Origin of the sequence: Actinoplanes sp. NPDC051411, assembly GCF_040682075.1 — a bacterium.
GTDB lineage: Bacteria > Actinomycetota > Actinomycetes > Mycobacteriales > Micromonosporaceae > Actinoplanes.
This window is the reverse complement of sequence record NZ_JBFBAD010000041.1, coordinates 1-18,777: the sequence shown is the minus strand read 5'-3', so window position 1 is coordinate 18,777 and position 18,777 is coordinate 1. Positions and strand designations below refer to the sequence as shown.

Annotated in this window: 16 protein-coding genes and 2 pseudogenes; 10 read left to right on the top strand and 8 right to left on the bottom strand. The window is 71.8% G+C overall.

Annotated elements, in window-relative coordinates; all coding sequences use genetic code 11:
- Positions 1 to 98 precede the first annotated feature (98 nt).
- Together AB0M88_RS23015 and AB0M88_RS23010 are read left to right on the top strand one after the other, a co-directional pair.
- Positions 99 to 890, top strand: coding sequence for an SDR family oxidoreductase (locus AB0M88_RS23015; protein WP_364105361.1), 792 nt, complete (start codon positions 99 to 101; stop codon positions 888 to 890).
- Between the two features lie 114 nt (positions 891 to 1,004).
- A complete protein-coding gene (locus AB0M88_RS23010) occupies positions 1,005 to 1,775 on the top strand; it encodes an alpha/beta hydrolase (protein ID WP_364105359.1) in 771 nt (256 codons plus the stop codon).
- Between the two features lies 1 nt (position 1,776).
- Here AB0M88_RS23010 and AB0M88_RS23005 read toward each other — a convergent pair whose 3' ends face one another.
- Positions 1,777 to 2,733: a HEAT repeat domain-containing protein gene (locus AB0M88_RS23005; protein WP_364105357.1), complete on the bottom strand. Its 957-nt coding sequence runs from the start codon at positions 2,731 to 2,733 to the stop codon at positions 1,777 to 1,779.
- A gap of 1,374 nt (positions 2,734 to 4,107) precedes the next feature.
- On the opposite strand from AB0M88_RS23005, the gene AB0M88_RS23000 reads away from it, so the two are divergent.
- On the top strand, positions 4,108 to 4,257 hold the full coding sequence (locus AB0M88_RS23000; protein WP_364105355.1) for a hypothetical protein: 150 nt from the start codon (positions 4,108 to 4,110) through the stop codon (positions 4,255 to 4,257).
- Between the two features lie 8 nt (positions 4,258 to 4,265).
- Here AB0M88_RS23000 and AB0M88_RS22995 read toward each other — a convergent pair whose 3' ends face one another.
- From AB0M88_RS22995 to pcaH, 7 genes and pseudogenes are all read right to left on the bottom strand, one after another.
- Positions 4,266 to 4,898, bottom strand: a complete 633-nt coding sequence (locus AB0M88_RS22995; RefSeq protein ID WP_364105353.1) for a 3-oxoacid CoA-transferase subunit B — start codon at positions 4,896 to 4,898, stop codon at positions 4,266 to 4,268.
- On the bottom strand, positions 4,895 to 5,557 hold the full coding sequence (locus tag AB0M88_RS22990; protein ID WP_364105351.1) for a 3-oxoacid CoA-transferase subunit A: 663 nt from the start codon (positions 5,555 to 5,557) through the stop codon (positions 4,895 to 4,897). Before AB0M88_RS22990 ends, AB0M88_RS22995 begins: the two co-directional genes overlap by 4 nt.
- Entirely contained in the window at positions 5,554 to 5,928 is a 375-nt protein-coding gene (gene pcaC / locus AB0M88_RS22985; RefSeq protein ID WP_364105487.1) for a 4-carboxymuconolactone decarboxylase, read from the bottom strand. Before pcaC ends, AB0M88_RS22990 begins: the two co-directional genes overlap by 4 nt.
- A gap of 42 nt (positions 5,929 to 5,970) precedes the next feature.
- Positions 5,971 to 6,558: pseudogene (locus AB0M88_RS22980) on the bottom strand (alpha/beta fold hydrolase); the annotation flags it as partial.
- Positions 6,559 to 6,665: 107 nt separating this feature from the next.
- Positions 6,666 to 7,811, bottom strand: coding sequence for a lyase family protein (locus AB0M88_RS22975; RefSeq protein WP_364105349.1), 1,146 nt, complete (start codon positions 7,809 to 7,811; stop codon positions 6,666 to 6,668).
- Positions 7,808 to 8,368, bottom strand: a complete 561-nt coding sequence (gene pcaG, locus AB0M88_RS22970; protein ID WP_364105347.1) for a protocatechuate 3,4-dioxygenase subunit alpha — start codon at positions 8,366 to 8,368, stop codon at positions 7,808 to 7,810. The genes AB0M88_RS22975 and pcaG overlap by 4 nt, the downstream gene beginning before the upstream one ends.
- A complete protein-coding gene (gene pcaH / locus AB0M88_RS22965) occupies positions 8,365 to 9,096 on the bottom strand; it encodes a protocatechuate 3,4-dioxygenase subunit beta (RefSeq protein WP_364105345.1) in 732 nt (243 codons plus the stop codon). The genes pcaG and pcaH overlap by 4 nt, the downstream gene beginning before the upstream one ends.
- A gap of 66 nt (positions 9,097 to 9,162) precedes the next feature.
- Here pcaH and AB0M88_RS22960 point away from each other — a divergent pair, with 66 nt between their 5' ends.
- From AB0M88_RS22960 to AB0M88_RS22930, 7 genes and pseudogenes are all read left to right on the top strand, one after another.
- A complete protein-coding gene (locus tag AB0M88_RS22960) occupies positions 9,163 to 9,906 on the top strand; it encodes an IclR family transcriptional regulator (protein ID WP_364105343.1) in 744 nt (247 codons plus the stop codon).
- A gap of 39 nt (positions 9,907 to 9,945) precedes the next feature.
- Positions 9,946 to 11,103 carry a 4-hydroxybenzoate 3-monooxygenase gene (locus AB0M88_RS22955; RefSeq protein WP_364105341.1) on the top strand — a complete coding sequence of 386 codons (1,158 nt, stop codon included), beginning with the start codon at positions 9,946 to 9,948 and terminating at the stop codon, positions 11,101 to 11,103.
- Positions 11,104 to 11,736: 633 nt separating this feature from the next.
- Positions 11,737 to 12,513: an SDR family oxidoreductase gene (locus tag AB0M88_RS22950; RefSeq protein WP_364105339.1), complete on the top strand. Its 777-nt coding sequence runs from the start codon at positions 11,737 to 11,739 to the stop codon at positions 12,511 to 12,513.
- 102 nt (positions 12,514 to 12,615) lie between these two features.
- Positions 12,616 to 13,353, top strand: coding sequence for an ABC transporter ATP-binding protein (locus tag AB0M88_RS22945; RefSeq protein ID WP_364105485.1), 738 nt, complete (start codon positions 12,616 to 12,618; stop codon positions 13,351 to 13,353).
- Positions 13,350 to 15,251, top strand: coding sequence for an ABC transporter permease (locus AB0M88_RS22940; RefSeq protein ID WP_364105337.1), 1,902 nt, complete (start codon positions 13,350 to 13,352; stop codon positions 15,249 to 15,251). Before AB0M88_RS22945 ends, AB0M88_RS22940 begins: the two co-directional genes overlap by 4 nt.
- Positions 15,252 to 15,471: 220 nt before the next feature.
- Positions 15,472 to 16,438: pseudogene (locus tag AB0M88_RS22935) on the top strand (IS110 family transposase); the annotation flags it as partial.
- Positions 16,439 to 16,518: 80 nt separating this feature from the next.
- A complete protein-coding gene (locus AB0M88_RS22930; RefSeq protein ID WP_364105335.1) occupies positions 16,519 to 18,636 on the top strand; it encodes a P-loop NTPase fold protein in 2,118 nt (705 codons plus the stop codon).
- The last annotated feature ends 141 nt before the right edge of the window (positions 18,637 to 18,777 follow it).

The following is an 18,777-nucleotide window of genomic DNA, read 5'->3' as shown; positions in this document are numbered from 1 at the left end:
CGCAGCCGGCCCGATGCGCGCGACGCACGACCGACCCGATGCCCGCGACGCACGACCGGCCCGGTGCCCGGGACGTGACCGCCCGGTAGGGTGACGCGATGGAGCGCACCGCGTTGGTCACCGGCGCATCGTCCGGCATCGGCAAGGCGACCGCGGCCGCGCTGGCCGCCCGGGGTTACCGGGTGATCGGCACCAGCCGCAAGGCCGGCTCCCAGCCGCCGGGCGAGATCGAGTTCGTCTCGCTCGACCTGACCTCGCCGTCGTCGGTCGAAGCGCTCGCCCCGACGCTGGAAACCGTCGACGTCCTGGTCAACAACGCCGGCGAGAGCCAGTCGGGCCCGTTCGAGGAACTGCCGGGCGACGCCCTGCGGCGCCTCTTCGAGATCAACGTGCTCGGCCCGGTCCGCCTGGCGCAGCTCGCCCTTCCGGGCATGCGCCGGCGGGGGTACGGCCGGGTCGTCATGGTCGGCTCGATGCTCGCCTCGTTCCCGCTGTCCTACCGGTCCTCCTATGTGGCCTCGAAGGCGGCCCTGCGCGGCTTCGCCAGCGGCGCCCGCCACGAATACTCACCCTTCGGCGTGTGGCTGACCACGGTCGAACCGGGCTCGATCAGCACCGGCATCAGCGAGCGCCGCACCCGCTACACCACCCCCGACTCCCCGTTCCGCGCCGACTTCGACCGCATGCTGGGCGCCCTCGACCGCAACGAAACCGCCGGCACCTCGCCCGCCCAGGTCGCCGCCACCATCGTCAAGGCGATCGAGGCCCCGCGTCCCCGACAGCGGTACGCCGTCGGCAGCCGAGCCCCGCTCGCCTTCACCCTGCGCCGCCTCCTGCCCGCCTCCGCCATGGAAAAGCTGACCCACCGCCAGCACGACCTGCGCCGCTGAGGCCGTCCTTCGTCCGGGACGCTCCCGGGAACCTCAGCCACGAGCGCGGCGGCGTTCGCTGGCAGCGCATCCAGGCCGGGCCTACCGGGGCGGCCGGGCGCATAGCGTAGGGGCATGACGATCATCGGTACCGCCGCCGGCGTACCCTTCACCGCCCTGCCACCCGCCGGCGGCGGGCCCGCCCCGCTGGTCGTGACCTGGCACATGATGGACGCACCGTGCACCGACGCGGCGTTCGCCGCCGCGCTGCCGCTGTCCGGTGTCGCGGCCTGGCGCATCCATCTGGGCATGCCCTGGTGCGGACCCCGCTCCTACCCCGAAGGCCGCGAGCTGTCACGGCGCGATCCGATGATGCTCTACGTGGACCCGGTGGTGCGCCAGGCCGCCGACGAGTTCCCCGCCGCCCTGGCCGACCTGCGGGCGCGGTTCCCCATCGCCGGCGCGCCGGTCGGAGTCGTCGGTGCCTCGCTGGGCGGCGCGGTCGCCCTCACGGTGACCGCGAGCGGTGTCGTGCCCGTGGCCGCGCTGGCCGTGATCAACGCCGCCATCCGCGCCGAATCCGTCGTCGCGCTCATCTCGGAGCGGCCCTATCCGTGGGACAGTTCCTCACGGGCGGCCGCCGATCGGCTGAACTTCCTCGCCCGTGCCGCCGACCTCGGCAGCACAGCCCTGCTGGTGGTCAGCGGCGACGAGGACTACCCGGCCTTCCGCGCCGACGCCGCCGCCCTGGCCGCGGCCGTGCCCGGCGCACACCTCACCACGGTGCCCGGACTGGCCCACCCCCTCGCCGAACGCCCCGGCGACCAACCCGCGCCGCAGACACCACAGGCGAAGACCGTCGACGAGGCGGTCACCGACTGGTTCGCCACCCACCTCGCGACCTGAATCAGGCCTCGACCTGCGCTTCGGCCCTCTCGCGTTCGGCGATGGCGGCTTGGATGCGACGGAGCGTGCGCAGCGCCTTCTTCGCCGCCGTGCGGACCTCCCCGTCGAACACGGTCACGCCGCGGTCGCCGGCCATCAGCCGCTCCAACACCGGTACCGCCCGATCATCACCGGTCGATCCGAGCGCGACGGCAGCCCAGTACCGCTGATCCGGATCCGTGCTGTCGACCGCGGCCAGCAGCCGGGGCACCACTTCCGGAGTAAACAGGGCCAGCGTGCTGGCGATGTAGCCGATCCGGGGGAACCGCCGGTGCTCGAACTCGTGCCAGAGCGCCTCCAACGCCGCGTCGCCGCCGATGCCGGCCAGGGCGTCGGCGGTCCGCTGACGCAGCCAGTCGGCCGGGTCCCCGAGCAGCGGCCGCATCGCGGGCACGACCGACGCGTCGCCGAGGCGGCCGAGCGCGGTCACCGTCTCACCCCGGACGATCCACTGCGGGTGGTCGAGCAGCGTGACAAGCTGCGGCACGGCGGCCCGAATGTCCATCGCCGCGCACCCCATCACGGCCCACGCCTGACAGTTGTACCGCGTGTCACCGAGCGCGGCGAGCAACGGCTCCTGCAGCCCGGCGTCGGCGAACACGGCCGCGTGGTTCATCGCCCGCGAATACAACGACCGGTGAAACTCCCGGTAGTCGCGAACAAGCACGTGCAGCGCCGCAACGGCCGACTCGTCACCGCGCGTCCCGGCCCGCTCGAGCAGATCGTGCACATGCGCCTCACGCGTCGCGAGGCTTCCCGTTCGAAGCCCCTGCAGGTCAGCCGAATTCACCGCCCGACAATACGCGCCACCACCCCCACGGCCGGACTCGGTCGCCCAGCCCGCCGGCGATCGCCGAGACGACGCCACCACCTCGCAAATCGACAACCCTCCGGAGCGCGAGGAAACCGCGACGACCATTAACATTTTCGACCCTTGCAAGGACGCACTGTCGTGCCGACGAAAATGCGCCCGCTGAGCCGCCAAAATCGAGTGCCGGCGTAAAATAGAGTCGCGCCCAACGCCGACCCACCTGGGTGCCGCTGAGGGCACCTTGACGACGAGTTTCTAATCCCTCAGACCCGGATGAGAACCATTGTCTCCACGATTCCCCAAGGCGCCGCACCGCGCATTCGGCAATCGTTGCGGACTGGCCCGCGAGCCATCCCCGCCATCACGGCCACGGGCGCCTCTGATCGATCAGGCCGCGCCGCGCTCCCAAGCCGCGCCGCGCTCCCAGGGTCGACGGTGCTCCCAGAGGCGGTGGTGCTCGCAGGGGCGGCGATGCTCCAAGCTGCGTCGCGCTCCCAGGGGCGGCGGTGCTCCCAGGGCGGCGCTGGCGCCCGCCCGCCGGGCGACACCGAGCGGATCGGTCGGTCGAGCCGGCACGGCCCGCCGGGAGGACGTTCCCAGCCTGATCGGCGGAGCCCTCCCCATCGGCGAAGCCATCTGGTCCACGGCGCTGCGCGGATTACCCACCAGCAGGGGCCCGACCGCGCCGATCTGACCGGCTTGCCTGGGCACTTCCCTATCCACCAGCTCGCTGCGTTCGACCCGATCAACCGGGTCGGCCCGGTCGGCGGATGCTGCCTGACCAGCAGGCACAGCCCGACCAGCAGGCACAGCCCGACCAGCAGGCACAGCCCGACCAGCAGGCACAGCCCGACCAGCAGGCACAGCCCGACCAGCTGGTACGTCGTGATCGGTCGACGCAGCAGTTCCCGCAGGAGCGGTCTTATCGTCCGGATCGACCGCGCCCGCCTCGGCGCCGGCGAGCACCCGACCGCGGGAGACGTTCCCGGTCGAAGCGTGAGCTGGCGACTGCTCGGTGCGGGCCGGCTCGGACACCAGGGCTGAGCGCTCGGATGTCCGGCCGCCGCTGGCTCGATCGCCCGGCGCGACGACGTCACCGTAGAGACGCAGGTTCATCGCCCGGCGACCGTGCCGCTGCCGCAGACCCCATTCACGGTGCCGCTCGTGCTCCCGGCGAAACCGCTCAGCCTCGAGCGAATAATTGCGCGCCACAGTCCGATCACGCCACGACGCCACTTGCGACCGGGAAAAGAACTCGAGCTGCGGCATAGGCTATTTTCCCGCACCCCGACCGGAAGATGTCAGCCCCACCGGCGTGTCGATCATGCCAAATCGGCACTGCAATGGAATCATCGGTTTGCGGTGCCATGAGAATTAGATCTGCGGAAGCCGCCAAACCTGATCACGAACGTGGTCATAGGGCCAGACCGCGATCATGGCCGTTGTGCCAGATGCCACGGAGTCCTCTTGATTCGAGCGCGAGTGCCAGAGATCTTCGACGTCGTTCCGCTCGTCGAGGTGGTGCAGTGCCGCGCCCTGAGCGAGGGTGACGAGGAGTCGGTAGTCCGGTCGGCCGTCACGGCGGGTGAAGTGCTCTCCCAACCACGCGTAGGAGCGGCCGGCGGAAGCTGAACATCAGATCACGCCTGCGTGACCGGCACCTCCAGCCGCGCGGCCAGCTCGTCGAAGGTGATGCCGAAGGTGTCGCGGACGCGGACGCCGTCCGGCTCGATGAGGAACGTCGCGACGTCGGTGTAGACCCGCCGGATGCACGCCCGGCCGGTCAGCGGGTAGGTGCAGGCCGGGACCAATTTGGGTGAGCCGTCCTTGGCGAACAGGCTCATCATCACGAAGACCTGTTTCGCGCCGATTGCCAGGTCCATGGCGCCGCCGACGGCCGGGATGGCGTCGGGGGCGCCGGTGTGCCAGTTGGCCAGGTCGCCGCCGGCCGAGACCTGGAAGGCGCCCATCACGCAGACGTCGAGGTGGCCGCCGCGCATCATGGCGAACGAGTCGGCGTGGTGGAAGTAGGCGGCGCCCGGCAGTTCGGTGACCGGCTGTTTGCCCGCGTTGGTCAGGTCGGGGTCGATGGCGTCGCCGGTCGCCAGCGGGCCCATGTTGAGCATGCCGTTCTCGGTGTGCAGCACCACGCCCTGGGAGGGCGAAAGGTAGTCGGCGACCATGGTCGGCTGGCCGATGCCCAGGTTGACGTAGGAGCCGGCCGGGATGTCCCGGGCCACCACCGCCGCCATTTCGGCTCGCGACAGGCTCATGCCGGCACCTCCACCAGACGGTCGACGTAGATCGACGGGGTCACGACCGCCTCGGGGTCGAGGTCGCCGACGTCGACGATCGCGCTGACCTGGGCGATCGTGATGCGGGCGGCGGTCGCCATGACCGGGCCGAAGTTGCGGGCGGTCTTGCGGTAGACCAGGTTGCCCATGCGGTCGGCCCGGTGGGCCTTGATCAGGGCGACGTCGCCGTGGATCGGGTATTCGAGCAGGTATTCGCGGCCGTTAATGGTGCGGGTCTCCTTGCCGTCGGCGAGCGGGGTGCCGACCGCGCTCGGGCTGTAGAAGGCGCCGATCCCGGCCCCGGCGGCGCGCATCCGTTCGGCGAGGTTGCCCTGCGGCACGACCTCGAGCTCGATTTTCCCGGCCCGGTACAGGCCGTCGAACACCCACGAGTCGCTCTGGCGCGGGAACGAGCAGATCACCTTGCGTACGCGACCCGCCGCGAGCAGCGCGGCGAGGCCGGTGTCGCCGTTGCCGGCGTTGTTGCTCACGATCGTCAGATCGCCGGCGCCGTGTTCGATCAGCGCGTCGATCAGGTCGACCGGCATGCCCGCCATCCCGAACCCGCCGATCAGCACGGTCGCGCCGTCCTCGACCGCGGTGACCGCCTCGGCGGCGGTGTGGGCCGAGGCGGTCATTCGGCGAGCACCTTCCGCGCGATGCGGAAGGCCGTGTTCGCGGCCGGGACGCCGCAGTAGACCGCTGTCTGCAAGAGCACTTCCTTGATCTCGTCGTCGGTCAGCCCGTTGGTGCGGGCCGCGCGGACGTGCATGGCCAGTTCTTCCTGGTGGCCGAGGGCCACCAGCGCGGTCAGGGTGATCATCGAGCGGCTGCGGCGGTCGAGGCCGGGGCGGGTCCAGATGCCACCCCAGGCGTACGCCGTGATGTAGTCCTGGAAGTCGCGGGTGAACTCGGTCGTGCCGGCCTGGGACCGGTCGACGTGGGCGTCGCCGAGGACGGCCCGCCGGACCGCCACGCCGGGGTCGTCGCCGAAGTGGCCGTCGAGCAGCGCGGCCACGCCGTCGGGCAGTTCGGCCGGGGCCAGGTGGGCGACGTCGTCGAGGACGACCAGGCGGCCGTCGAGGACCTCGTCGGCGATCAGGCGGAGGCCGGCGACCGGGGTCGGCTTGTCGTGGGCGCCCGCGACCGCCAGGACGGGCTGTTCGATGCGGGAGAGCTCACCGCGTACGTCGAAGAGCGCCAGCGCCTCGCAAGCGTAGGCGTAGCTCTCCGGATCGGTCGCGCGCAGCGCGCCGAGCAGGGCGCCGGCGGCTTGCGGCCGGCGCTCCATGAAGCCGGGGGCGAACCAGCGTTCGATCGAGCCGGCCACGACCGCCTCGGTGCCCTCGGCGCGGACCAGGGCGGCCCGCTCGTGCCAGGCCGCGGCCTCGCCGATCTTGGCGCCGGTGCAGAGGACGGCGGCCTTCATGACCCGGTCGGGGGCGTCGAGCAGCAGCTGGAGGCCGACCGCGCCGCCGATCGAGTCGCCGGCGTAGTGGAAGGGCTGGCCGGGGCGCTGTTCGTCGGCGACCGCGAGCGCGGCGCGGGCCAGGTCGGCCATGGTGTAGCCGGAGGTGGCGGGCGCGCTGAGGCCGTGACCGGGCAGGTCCCAGCCGACGATGTGGAAGTCGCCGCGCATCCGGGACGCGCAGCGGGCCCACAGCGTGTCGGCCGATGTGCCGACCGAGGGGCCGAGGAGCAGCAGCGGCCGCCCGGGCGCGTCGGCCAGCACCGTGGTGCTGAGAATCATCCTTCACCTCTCTGCGGAGCGGCCCGCGCCAGCGCGGCATCGATGATCTCGTCGGTGGCGCCGCGGTAGGAGCCGTCGCCGTCGTCGTATTTGCGCTGCTCGGCGTCGATTCCCGGGCGGGCCGCCGCCAGCGTCGACGCCATCGCGCCGGCGTCGACGCGCAGGCCGGACAGCAGCTCGGCGGTCTGGGAGACCGCGACCACCGTACGCCGGGCCAGCGTACGCAGGGTGGCCCACTCGACGTGCCAGGAGCCGTCGGGGCGCTCGTCGACCGCGGCCGCGGCGGCGGCGTGCAGGGTCGCGGCGAGGGGCGGCCCGGCGAGGGCGGCTCGCTTGATCAGGATGGCGAGGACCGGGTTCTGCTTGTTGGGCATGGCCGAGGAACCGCCGCGGCCGCCCTCCGGACTCTCGGTCAGCTCGTGGATTTCGGGGCGGGCGCTCAGGAGCACGTCGTTGGCCAGGTGCCCGCACGCGTCGGTGCACGTGACCAGGGCGTCACCGGCGGCCGTGACCGGGCTGCGGGTGGTGTGCCAGGGCGCGCGTACGGTCAGACCGAGGTCTTGGGCCGCCGCCGTGACCCATTCGCGGGTTTTCTCCGGTGAGCCCGCGAGGGCGGCCGGCGCGGCGAGGCTGCCGGCCGCGCCGCCCAGCTGGATGGGCAGGTCGGTGTCGGGCAGCCGGTCGCGGGCGTCCAGGAGTCCCTGGAGCCAGCCGCTCGCCTTGAGTCCGAAAGTGATCGGGATGGCGTGCTGGGTGAGCGTGCGCCCGGCCATCGGGGTGTGCCGGTGCCGGTCGGCCAGCGCCGCGCAAGCGATGACCGATCTGTCCAGATCGTCGCGGATCCGGGCCGCCGCATCGCGAAGGCACAGCGCCAAAGCCGTGTCGAGCACATCCTGACTGGTCAGGCCTTTATGCAGCTCCGGCGGCGCATCAGAGATTCCGGAGAGAAGCGGAATGACCGGATTGCCACCTTCCTCCGAGGCGATGCTCAAGGCCTCGAGGTCGCCGACATATCTGATGTCTCCGTCAAATCCCCGAGCCCGCAGCCACGCCTGCTCCACCCGGATCATCGCCGCCACGAATGCCCGGTCGCTGAACACATCTCCGGCCCGGTGATCACCGGGCCACAACAGATCGGTCACGCCCAAGATTGTCGCTGCCCCGGGTAGCCGAGGAACACGGTCTCCCCCTCGCCCTGCAACCGGATGTCGAACCGCAGCCCCCGCGCCTCACGGATCGTCACCAGCGTGGCCTGGCGCTCCGGAGCCAGCGCCGACAGCACCGGGTCGGCCCCGAACAGCTCCGGACCCGGCAGGTAGGCCCGCGTGAACAGCCGGTCGAGCAGCCCGCGCGCGAACACCGTGACCGCGAAGAACGGCGGCCGCCCGGCCCCGGTCGGGCCGGGTTCGACCGTGGAGAACCAGTAGTGCCCGTCCGGGTCGGTCGCGGCCCGCCCCCAGCCGGTGAAGATCCAGCCGTCGCGGCTCAGCGACCCCGGCTCCTGGACGACGTTGCCCTCCGGGTCGGCCTGCCAGATCTCGACGACCGCGTCCGGCACCGGGTTGCCCGCGCCGTCGAGGACCCGCCCGTGCAGGCGGATCGCGTCCGGCGCGCTGGACGGCACCAGCTCGTTGCCGCCGTCGATCGGCAGCCCGAGATGGAAGAACGGCCCTACGGTCTGTCCGGGCGACGGGTTCACTCGGCGTCCTCTTCCAACGGGGTTCGGTGACTGCCGGTCAGCACGATGTCCCAGCGATAGCCGGCGCTGAACTCGGGCGTGGTCAGGTCGTGGTCGTAGGCGGCGATCAGCGCCTCGCGGGCCTCCGGGTCGGTCACCGACTGGAAGATCGGGTCGAGCTCGAAGAGGGGGTCGCCCGGGAAGTACATCTGGGTGACCAGCCGCTGGGTGAAGTCGGTGCCGAACAGCGAGAAGTGGATGTGGGCCGGCCGCCACGCGTTGAGGTGGTTGCGCCACGGGTAGGCTCCCGGCCGGATGGTCGTGAACCGGTAGGAGCCGTCGGGGCCGGTCAGGCAGCGCCCGGCCCCGGTGAAGTTCGGGTCGAGCGGCGCCGGATGCTGGTCGCGCTGGTGCCAGTAGCGCCCGGCCGCGTTCGCCTGCCAGATCTCCACCAGCTGACCGGCGACCGGCCGGCCGTCCCCGTCGAGCACCCGGCCGCCGACCGTCATGCGCTGCCCGATCGGCTCGCCCGCGTGCTGGATCGTCAGGTCGGCCTCGGCGTCGCCGACGTCGCGGTGGCCGAAGACCGGCGCCCACAGCTCGACGCCCTCCGGGTCGACCGGGTGCGGCTCGTGGATGGGGTGGCGGAGCACGCTGCTGCGGTACGGCGGGTAGTCGAGGCGCGGCTGCGACCCCTTCTCCCCGGCCCGCGCGGCGATCTCCGCGTTGATGTCGGCCTGGGTGTCCACCTGGCTGACGCTAGGCGCTGGAGTGGCCGGGCGCGATACTTGCCTTCCGTTCAGTGGAAGGACCCGATGATGCCGCCCAGCGTCACCTCGCGCGCGCTCGACGTGCTGGGGGCGTTCGATCCCGACCACCGCAGCCTGACCCTGACCGAGCTGGCGAAGCGGGCCGGCCTGCCCCTCGCGACCGCCCACCGGCTGATCGCCGAGCTGCAGAAGTGGGGTGCTCTCGACCGGCTGCCCGGCGGCGAATACGTCATCGGCCGGCGGCTGTGGGACCTCGGGCTGCTCGCGCCGGTCCAGTCCGGCCTGCGGCAGGCCGCGTCGCCGTTCCTCCACGACCTCTACGGCGCGACGCTCGCGACCGTTCATCTGGCCGTCCGCGACGGAACCGAGGTGCTCTACGTCGACCGGCTGTCGGGCCACGTGTCGGTGCCGGTGGTCAGCAAGATCGGTTCGCGCCTGCCCATGCACGCGACCGGGGTCGGCAAGGTCCTCCTGGCCTTCGCCCCGCCGCCGGTCATCGAGGCCGTTCTCTCCGACTTGTCGCGCGTCACGGCATACACCCTGACCAACCCGGCACGGCTGGTAGCTCAACTCGAACGCGTCCGCCTCGACGGCTACGCCACAACCGGCGACGAGATGAGCCTGGGCGCCAGCTCGATAGCCGTCCCCGTCTCCTCGGGCACCGAGGTGGTGGCCGCCCTGGGCATCGTCGTCGCCGACCTTCGCCGCGACAAGCCCCGCCTCGTCTCCGCCCTGCAGGTCGCAGCTCGCGGCATCAGCCGCACCCTGGCTTCCGCTGGGTGGAAATAGGCCCTTGCCGGTCGGCCCGCACTGCCGTTGGCTTGGAGGATGAGAACCGAGGTCGCCATCGTCGGCGCCGGCCCGGCCGGCCTGCTGCTCGCCCACCTGCTGGCCCGCGGCGGCATCTCCTCGGTGGTCGTCGAGACGCGCTCGCAGGACTACGTCGCCTCCCGCATCCGCGCCGGCATCCTCGAACACTCCAGCGTCGAACTGCTGACCGAGGCCGGCCTCGGCGAGCGCCTCCACGCCGAGGGCCACGAACATCGCGGCGTCTACCTGCAATGGCCCGGCGAACGCCACCACCTGGACTTCGTCGACCTGACCGGCCGCAGCGTCTGGGTCTACGGCCAGACCGAGGTCCAGAAGGACCTGGTGGCCGCCGGCACCGCCGAGGTCGTCTACGAGGTCACCGACACGGTCCTCCACGACGTGGCAACCGACGCCCCCTACCTCACCTACACCGACAAATCCGGCCGCAGCGCCCGGCTCGACGCGCAGGTCATCGCCGGCTGCGACGGCTCCTTCGGCCCGAGCCGCCACGCCGTCCCCGCCCACCACTACGAACGCACCTACCCCTATTCGTGGCTGGGCATCCTGGCCGACGTGGCCCCCTCGACCGACGAACTCATCTACGCCTGGCACCCCAACGGCTTCGCCCTGCACTCCATGCGCTCCCCCACCGTCAGCCGCCTCTACCTCCAGGTCCCCAACGGCACCGACCCGGGCGACTGGCCCGACCAGCGGATCTGGGACGAGCTGGCGACCCGCCTCGGCCACGGCCAGGACGGCTGGAAACTCACCCCCGGCCCGATCACCGACAAGAGCGTGCTGCCGATGCGCAGCTACGTGCAGACCCCGATGCGCCACGGCCGCCTCTTCCTGGCCGGCGACGCCGCCCACATCGTGCCTCCGACCGGCGCGAAGGGCCTCAACCTGGCGATCGCCGACGTGGCCCTGCTGAGCCGCGCCCTGACCGCCTGGCTCCGCGAAAACAATGCCGGCCCGGCCGGCTCCTACTCCGACGACGCCCTCCGCCGGGTCTGGCGCTGCACCCATTTCTCCTGGTGGATGACGACGATGCTGCACGCCTCCGGCGACGAGTTCGACGCCCAACTGCAGCTCTCCCAACTCCGCTGGGTCACCTCGAGCGAGGCGGGTGCGCGCGGCCTGGCCGAAAATTACGCCGGCCTCGACATCGGCTTTTAAAACCCTTTTCCGTACGCCCGACCAACTCCCCAACCGCACGTTCCCAGCCCCCGGCTGCGCCGCTGCCGCACGCGACGAGAGCGGCGGGTCAAGGCCGCAGCGCGACATCGGCGCATAGATCTCCTCGTGACGTGGCGGCCGGGTGTCGATGCCACATCGGCGATCGGCAGGCAGGGCGCGGCCGGGCGGCCGATGCAGTGCACGGCGACACCAGGTGTTCCCCGGGCTCGCGGTGGGCAGGGGGAGGATCACCACCCGGTCGCGGTCGGCCGGGGCGGTAAGCAGTGGTCACCACCGAGACCCGCCTGCGGGAGGTGTTCGACAAACCCGCCCGCGACGGTTCGGTGCTGGACGTGGTCGTGGTCGACCAGCCGGCCACCCCAGCCCGGAACCCGCATCCGGCGACAACATCAACCACAAGGCCGTCCTGGACCTCTGGCCACGGTGCGGCGCGCCCACCGCCACTTGGCGACACCCATCGGGGCTCCGCCCTTTCAGCGTTACCCAGGGACTGCCGAACCCTGGGTAAACGGGTCCTGCCTCTCCGCCGACCAGCGGTCCACGATCAATACAGAACGGCCGACCGCGCCGTCGAAAAACAGGAAGCCGTCGAAAAACAGGAAGAGGCAACCCATGCCCAGCAAGATCGCGCTCGTCACCGGCGGCAACCGTGGCCTCGGCCGGGCCGCCGTCGAAGCCCTCGCCGGAGCCGGCGTCGACGTCGTCTTCACCTACCGGTCGCACGCGGACGAGGCCCGGGAGGTGATCGAGGCCGTCGCCGCCCGCGGCCGTACCGCCGAGGCGATCCAGCTCGACACCGGCGTGCCCGGCGACTTCCCGGAGTTCACCGAGACGCTGCGGGCGGTCCTCAAGGGCTGGGGCCGCGACAGCTTCGACGTTCTCGTGAACAACGCCGGATTCTCCGGCAACACCGTGCTCGGCGCGACCGACGAGGCGACCATCGACCAGCTCTTCGCCGTCCACTACAAGGGCGTCTACCTGCTGACCCAGGCCCTCGCCACGGCCGCCCCGGGCGAGCAGCCGCTGCTGGCCGACAACGGCCGCGTCATCAACATCTCGACCGGCCTGGCCCGCTTCGTCACGGTGCCCTACGCCGTCTACGCCTCGATGAAGGGCGCCGTCGAGGTGCTGACCCGCTACTGGGCGACCGAACTCGGTGCCCGCGGCATCACCGTCAACACGATCGCCCCCGGACCGGTCGCGACCGACTTCGCCGACGCCTACCTGCGCAACAGCGAGCAGGCCCAGACCGCGATGAGCGGCATGACAGCACTCGGCCGGATCGCCCAGGCCGAGGACATCGGCCCGGCGGTCGCCGCCCTCGCCTCCCCCGACACCGCCTGGATCACCGCCCAGCGCATCGAGGCCAGCGGCGGCTTCCGCCTCTGAGACACCAGCGGGGTACGGCTAGCCCTACCGCAAGGAGGGCGGCCTCCCCCAATGACCCCGGCCGCCCGCCACCCTAGCGTCATAGCCATGACGACAACGACCATGACCAGGGCTGACGCGGCCGTGACACTGCGCGGCGTGACCAGGGTCTTCGGCCGGGGCAGCGCCGTGGTCCGGGCCGTCGACGACGTGACACTGCAGTTTCCCCGGGCAAGCTGGACGGCCGTGATGGGGCCGTCCGGCTCCGGCAAGTCCACCCTCCTGCACTGCGCGGCCGGCCTCGAGCGGGTCGACGCCGGCCAGGTCCTCATCGGAGACACCGACCTCACGACGGCCCGCGAGCACGAGCTGACCGCTTTGCGGCGCACGCGGATCGGCTTCGTGTTCCAGAGCTTCAACCTGATCGGCTCACTGACCGCCGCGCAGAACGTGGCGCTGCCGTTGCGGTTGGCCGGCCGTCGCCCGCGTACGTCGGAAGTGCGAGAGACTCTCGCCGCGGTCGGCCTCGCCGACCGGGCCCGGCACAAGCCTCGCGAGCTCTCCGGCGGCCAGCAGCAGCGGGTCGCGATCGCCCGGGCCATGGTGACCCGGCCCGAGGTGCTGTTCGCCGACGAGCCGACCGGCGCGCTCGACTCGTCGGCCGCCCGGGTCGTGCTCGACCTGTTGCGCCGCATGGCCGACGCCGGCCAGAGCATCGTCATGGTCACCCACGACCCGCTCGCCGCGGCCCGGGCCGACGCCGTGGTCTTCCTGCGCGACGGCCGGGTCGTCGACCGTCTGGCCGGCGGAAGCGCCCGCGAGGTCGCCGACCGGCTCGCCGGATGGGAGGCCGCGCGATGATGGGCCTGAGCCGGGCCGGCCTGGCCGAGCGCTGGCCCCTGTTCGCGGGCGCGTTCGTCTCCGTCACCCTCGGCGTCGCTCTCGTCCAGTCCTCGCTGCTCCTGCTGATCTCGGCCGCCACCATGGATCCGCCGGCCGTCCTGAGCGCCACCGCCCGCCTGGAGTTCTCCGACAACATCGCGGCCGTCGTCTCCATGCTCGGCATCGTGCTGGGCATCGCCACCTTCCTGGCCGGCTTCGTGATCAGCTCGACCTTCGCGTTCACGGTCGCCCAGCGCCGCCGCGACCTCGCGCTGTTGCGCCTGGTGGGCGGCAGCCGCGGCCAGTTGCGCCGGCTGCTGCTCGGCGAGGCCCTGCTGCTCGGCGGTCTCGGTGCCGCCGCCGGCGTCCCGGCCGGCCTCGCGGTGATGGCCACCCAGGAGTGGCTGCTGCGCACCCTCGGTTTCGTGCCGGACGGTTTCCACGGCCAGTGGCGCGAGTGGATCCTCGCCGTCTCCTTCGGAGCCGGCATCGGCCTGGCGGTCTCCGGCGCGGCGGTTGCCGCGAGGCGCGCTTCCCGCGTACGCCCGTTGGAAGCGCTCCGCGACACCGGCGACGCGGCGCGCGTCATGACCGTCACCCGCTGGATCGCCGCGCTGTTCTTCTTCGGCGGCGCGCTCGCACTGGTCATCGTCGCGCCGCACGGCGGGGTCGACGGCGGAGCGGCGATGGCCATGAACGTGCCGTTGCCGGCCGCGGTGGCCGCGGCCGCGCTGAGCCCCCTGATCGTGCCGCTCGTGGCCCGCCTGCTCCCGACCGGCGCCGGCGCCACCGGCCTGCTCGCCCGGGCCAACCTGTGGGACGCCCGCCGCCGCAGCGCCTCGGTCGCCGCCCCGGTCATCGTCCTGGTCGCCCTGGTGGCGGGCACGGCCGGCGCCCAGGCGACGTTCACCGCCTCCGGCGTCGACCAGATGCGCGCCCAGACCCACGCCGACCTCGTCGTCGACGCCACCGGCCCGGTCGGCGCCCGCGTCGCCGCCGTGCCCGGGGTCGCCGCCGCCTCGACCGAGACCTCGGTGCCGGCCACGCTCGTCACCGGCCACGGCGAAGACGAGGAGTCGGACACGGTCAGCGCCCTGGTGATCGACCCCCCGGCGTACGCGAAAGCGCACGGCGCCGGCAGCGCCCTGACCGCGCTGAAGGGCCGCTCCGTGGCCGCCGGGCCGGGCGGCGAGGTCCCGTCGAGCGGCAGCGCCCGGGTGAAACTGCCCGACGGCGACCTGACCGTGCTTCCGGTCGCGGGCGGCGTGCCGGCCACGATGAGCGGCGGCGCCAACCTCCTGCTGCCCTCCGGCCTGGTCCCGCCGAGGCTGCTGGCCGACGCCCCGACCCAGTCCTTCGTGTCCCTCGCACCCGGCGCAGGGCCGGCCGCCGTACGCTCGGCCCTGTCCCGCATCGGCCAGGTCTCCGACGTCGACACCTGGCTGAAGGCCGATGCCGCCGCCCGCAACTCCACCAGCAACAAGATCGAGCTGGTCGTGATGGGCCTCGGCGGCCTCTACGCCCTGATCGGCGTCATCAACTCGATCGTCATCGGCGCCGCCGCCCGCCGCCGCGAGTTCGCCGAGGCCCGCGTCACCGGCCTCACCCGCACCCAGGTGATCCGCTCCACCCTGGTCGAGTCCTCAGCCGTCACCGTCGCCGGCCTGCTCCTGGGTGGCGTGGCCGCCACCGGCGCCCTGATCGCGGCCGCCGCCTCGACGTCGGCCGTCACCGGGCACGCCACCCTGTCCCTGCCGTGGCCGCTGATCGCCGCCCTCTGCGCGGTCGCCCTCCTGGTAACCGCCGCGACCAGCCTCATCACCGCGTGGTCGGCCACCCGGCGGCCGCCGGTCACGCTGCTGGCCGCCCGCGAATAGCCCACCGCCCCTCCGCACGGGAACTGCTCGGTCGCTCGGTCCGGTACGACTTACCGCCCCCGTTCGCATGATCCGGGGGTGTTGTCGCCGGGCTGAGTGGCGTCGGCGGACCGCTGAGAGACCGGGCCACCCCTGGGGTCGGTCTGTTCGTAACATGGCTGCCGGCAGGTCGACGCTCTGACCAGCGGCCGAGTCGATGTGGACTTTGGGGAGGCGAAGCCTGCACAACCAGTACGGCGTGTTCCTGGCTGGGACATCGGCAAGACCGACCATCATGCGGTCGCCCTCGACCCGGTAGGCAAGCGGCTGCACGACGCCGCTGCCGAACACCGAGGCCAGGCTGTGGAAACTGTTCGACAGACTCGGCCGACACGGCCGGATCCTGACTGTGGTCGACCAGCCGGCCCCGATCGGTGCGCTGCCCGTCGCGGTCGCCCGGGCCTGCGGGCATCAGGTCGGCTCCCTGCCCGGTCTGGTCATGCGCGGCTCGCGGACCTGCACCCCGGTACGGCCAAGACCGACGCCCGCGATGCCTTCGTGATCGCTGACGCCGCCCGTACGCTGCCGCACACGCTGCGCCGGGTCGATGTCGGCGACGACACTCTCGCCGAGCTGGAGATGCTGGCCGGCTACGACGACGACTTCGCCGGTGCGGTCACCCCGCATCGCCGACCGGATCCGTGGCCTCCTCACCCCATCCACCCGCGCTTGGAGAGGGTGCCGGTCCCTAGAGTGCAGCCACCCGGCGGTCCTCGAAGCGCTGTCGCGGTGCGGCGGCCCCGCCGGGCTGCGCAAAGCCGGCCGCTCGCAACTCGCCGAGATCGTCAAGCCGGCGTGACCTGCTGAAACAATGTGATCAGGCCGCCGGGCAGGTCGAAGGGATGCTTGATGTGCCCCCTCTTTCCTCGGTCCTGACCTCGATGCCCGGCATCGGCATCAGGACCGCAGCCCGGATTCTGCTCGAAGTCGGCGACGGCAGCTCGTTCCCCACCGCAGAGCACAGGGCCGCCTACGCCGGACTCGCTGCGGTGACCCGCCGCTCGGGCACCTGCATCCGCAGCGAACACGCCGGCAAAGGCGCGTTCTTCCTGTCCGCGTTCGCAGCCCGTCCGACCCGCTCATCCGGGCCTACTACGACCGGAAACGCGCTGAAGACAAGAACCAACGCCGCGGTCATCTGCCTCGCTCCGCCCGCATAAACGAGTTCGACCCGCGCCAGCCGGCGCGCTGCGGCAGCACCTGGTCACCCCGCCGCCGGCCCACCGCGATGAGCTCGATCTGTGGGGGCTGCCCGGCGCGGCAGAACCTCGGCCGACCACCCGCACAACCGCCCGACGCGACTCCACCGCAGCGCTCCCGCGCCGCCAGCCGTTATCCGCTGTCCCGAAATTCCACGGAAGCCCCCGCCGGCGAGTTCTCTTCGGTCAGGATCTCGCGCCACCGGCCGGGCCGGCCGCGCCGAAAGAACGCGTCGCGGCCGGTGAACGGACCGAGCCTTTCGTGGGGCGCCGGCTCATCGCCCGGCCTTTCACGGCGCAGAATCCGGACGCTGAGACCATGGCGGCGCGTCACCGAGCCGGCCCGCCCTGCGCCGCGCCGCGCCTCCCTGCTGAGGTCGCTGCATACGCCGGCCCGATCACGTCCTCCGTCTGACCGATATCCGCCTCGAGAGAGACCGGCCGCATTGCTAGGCTGCCGCTGTCTGCGCTGCCCATTTCGGATGGAGCACACGATGGCCGCGTACGATCAATACAAGGTCTTGCTCGACGACGCCGCGCCCCGTCCCGGTCTGGGTTTCGCGACTTATGCCACCGCCCTGGCCGACCTGATCTCCAGCAGCACCCCGCAGTTCGCCGTCGGCATTTTCGGGGAATGGGGTTCCGGCAAAACCACCCTGATGCGCACCATCGAGCGGTTGCTGCGGCAGCGCGACGACGTGGTGACGGTGTGGTTCAACGCCTGGCGTTATGAGCGTGAACCGCACCTGATCGTGCCGCTTCTTGATCTGCTGCGCATCGAGCTTCTCGCCCGCGCCCAGTCGGTGGCCGACGAGAAAGAGGCCGGCGCCGCGCGAAAGGCCGCCGCCGCGGTGGCCCGCGCGGGCAAGGCGCTGCTCGCCGGCGCGACCCTCTCTGCCTCGTTCTTCGGGCTCGAGGCGAAGCTGGAACCCGCGAAGGTGCTTCAGTCCTTCATGGACGCTCCGGAGACCGAGCACCACGCCCTGTCGTTCTACCAGGCCGGGTTCCGTGCCCTGGACGATGCCACCCGGGAGTTCTCGCAGCACGGTTTCCGGCGGGTCGTGGTGTTCGTGGACGATCTCGACCGTTGCCTGCCGGACCGGGCCCTCGAGATGCTCGAGTCGATGAAGCTGTTTTTCGACATCGACGGCTTCGTGTTCGTGGCCGGCCTCGATCACTCGATCGTCGAGCGGGCGGTCACCTTGAAGTTCCAGGCGGGCGCGAGCGGCCCTCTCTCGTATTCGGACCGGACACCCCGCGACTATGTGAAGGACTATGTGAAGAAGGTGTTCCAGGTGCCGTTCGCGCTCCCTCGCATCCGCACGGAGCAACTGAACGACTACCTCGGAGCCTTGGCCGAAAATTCCGAGCTGTCGCCCGAGCAGCGCGCCGACTTCGATTCGAATGTCCGGCGGCACCTCACCTATCTGCCCGGCGATGACACCGTCAATCCGCGCGAGGTCAAGCGGCTGATCAATTCGTATCTGCTTCAGCTGAAGATGCTGCAGTCAAGAATTGAGGCGCTCGATCCGAACGTGTTGCTCGCGCTGCAGTGCATGAGTGCCCGGGGCGACTGGGAGGAGCTCTACCACCATCTGACGGCCGACCCTGAGCTGTTCCGGCGCGCGGTCGCCGAGGCCCGTTCATCGGCGCCTCCGCGCGACAACATCTGGCTGGGAGCCCGCAAGATAACCCTGCCCGCGTCGTTCATCCGCTACATCGACGGCGCGGCCCGGCCGCTGCTTTCCGAGCCCGACCTCGGCCTGTACGTGTCGGCGACGGAGACGACCCGGTCGACCGACCCCGTTCTGCTGGACGCCCAGGCGATTCTCGGCCGGATCCGGCGCACGGTCGACGATCTGGCCACGGGCAACGCGACGCTGTCCGACGCCGCGAGCGCCCTGGTCGGCCCGAGCCAGCGGCTCGCCGATCTCGCCGCCCGCAAACCCGATCGCGAGAGCGGCCTGACGAGCAGCGTCAGAGCGTTCCAGGACACGGTCCGCACTCTCGTCGACCACGCGAACGACGCCGCCGCCGCCGATCTCGACCTGACGGGGTGGGTCGCCACCGCGGTCACCACCTTGAACCGGGTCGACGACGCCTTGCGCGACATCCGCAGCCGAACCGGTGTCGGCGCCTACCTCTGACCGATGCCCCTACGTTGCCGCGGGGGGGGGCGGGCCCCCCCCGCCGGCCGCCACCACGGGTTGGCAAAAGCAGCCGGGGTAACCCCCCGGCCGGGGGGGCGGCGCCCCGGCGCGGCGCCCACGTGGGGGGGGGGGTGTGGG